The sequence below is a fragment of the Actinoplanes sp. NPDC049599 genome (assembly GCF_044465625.1).
Classification (GTDB): Bacteria; Actinomycetota; Actinomycetes; order Mycobacteriales; family Micromonosporaceae; genus Actinoplanes.
In genome coordinates, this window is the sequence record NZ_JBITLX010000085.1 from 1 (window position 1) to 1,300 (window position 1,300).

Consider the following 1,300-nt stretch of genomic DNA (forward strand, 5'->3'; position numbering starts at 1 on the left):
CAGCAGCACGGCCGCGGTCCCGATCGCCACCGCGCGGAAGAACACCGCCGGGCGCATCGCGGTCGCCTTGCTCTCCTGCGCGACCACCCGCCAGCCGTATCCGCCCGCCTCGGAGGTGGGCACGCTGGCCGCCACGATCTGCCCACTGCCGGCCAGCACGGTCGCCCCCCGGGCCAGCCGGTCGACCCGGGAGAGCCCGGCCGGCGCCGCCCCCTCGCTGTCCGCCACCAGCTGGCCGGAACCGTCCAGCACGCTCAGCCGGACGCCCCGGCCGGAACCGTAGGAGTCTACGTAGCGCTGGTATCCGGTGATCTTCCGGCTCACCACCACATACCCGACGAGGGCGCCCGAGAAATCGTGGATCGTCACCGTCGTGGCCGTGACGTCAAAGCCGGAGACCGGGCTCCGGAACACCGCCGAGACCGAATAGTTGTCCAGGTCACTGATGTCCGGGAACCAGGTCTGCTTGCCCAGGTCGTACCCGATCGGGACCCGGCCGGGCAGGTTACCCACCACCCGTTCCCCGGAGTCCAGGACGACGACCGTGGAGATGTCGGTCCCGGCCGCCGACAGCGTCCGCAGAACCCGGTTCACGGTGGTCAGCCGGTCCGCGGCCGGGGCCTGCGAAAGGGCCTCCGCCAGGCCCGCGTCCGCAGCTACCGAGTTCATCAGCGCGGCCAGCCCGGCGTTCTGCTCCCGGAGGAAGACGTCCGCCAGGTCCGCGGTGTTCTGCATCTCGCGGTCCGCGTTGGAGCGCACCATCCGGTCGTAGGAGACGACGGCGGCCGCGGTGGGCACCACGATCAGGACGGCCAGCAGCGCGAGCCCACTGACGAACCGTCCCAGCTTCTGGTGGGCACCGGGACGGTCCCGGGCCGGCTCAGCCGCAGCGCTCGCAAGGGTCACCGACGCAGCATCGTCAGGTCGGTGCGCCGGGTGAAGTGCTCGGGACGGACCGGACCGGCCGAACTGATTTCTCAAGATCACGGCTTCCCGCGCCGAAGCATCCCACCGGACGAAGGTGCTGCCTACGGTTGGGATGGCGTGTTATGGCCCGGGTACTGGTGGTGGACGATGATCCGGACACCGTCCGCATCGTCACGTTCAGGCTGCAGTCGAACGGGCACCGGGTGATCGGGACCACCTCGGCGAAGACGGCCCTGCAGGCCGTGGGTGAGCGAGGACGCCCGGACGTGGCGATTCTCGACGTGACGATGCCCGAGATGAGCGGGATGGAACTGCTCGTGCACCTGCGGGCGATGGAGGGCAGCGACAACCTGCCGGCGATCTTCCTGTCCGC

General features: G+C 70.3%; 2 protein-coding genes. One reads left to right on the plus strand and one right to left on the minus strand.

Features of this window, described 5'->3' with window-relative positions; translation table 11 throughout:
- Window positions 1-906, minus strand: a 906-nt coding sequence (locus ACIBQZ_RS43315; protein WP_396094792.1) for a cache domain-containing protein, incomplete at its 3' end; no start/stop codon positions are given.
- 143 nt (window positions 907-1,049) lie between these two features.
- Between ACIBQZ_RS43315 and ACIBQZ_RS43320 the strand changes: the two genes are divergently transcribed.
- Window positions 1,050-1,300 (plus strand): response regulator (locus ACIBQZ_RS43320; protein WP_396094793.1); only part of this gene is annotated, 251 nt, incomplete at its 3' end.